Genomic DNA, 269 nt, shown 5'->3' with positions numbered 1-269 from the left:
AAACCTTGAGACCTGTCGCATCGATAGCAAGATGCTGAATCGGTCCTTTGGTTTTCGTTTTAAAACTTACATCAACGTCGTTGGCTCGACGACGGATACAACTGTAGTGTGGGCAGCGCAGTGGAAGTTGAGCAAGTCGAAACACGGAATCCATAGACCCTTGCGAAGCGCGAAGCGGCATTGAAAAGATACGCTTTACCATCAAAACGGTTGTGATGGCCAAATCACTGAAAATACGAGGTCTCCCGTACGTGTTTTGCTTGCCTTGT

The 269-nt window shown here is 47.6% G+C and carries 1 protein-coding gene; it reads right to left on the bottom strand.

All coding sequences use genetic code 11. From position 1 onward, the window contains the following. Positions 1 to 269 (bottom strand): transposase (locus BLO31_RS21715; protein WP_175443270.1); only part of this gene is annotated, 269 nt, incomplete at both ends.

The sequence above is a fragment of the Vibrio sonorensis genome (assembly GCF_001854765.1).
In the GTDB taxonomy this organism is placed as follows: domain Bacteria; phylum Pseudomonadota; class Gammaproteobacteria; order Enterobacterales; family Vibrionaceae; genus Vibrio; species Vibrio sonorensis.
The sequence above is the reverse complement of the archived record's forward strand: the minus strand, read 5'-3'. Positions and strand labels throughout refer to the sequence as shown.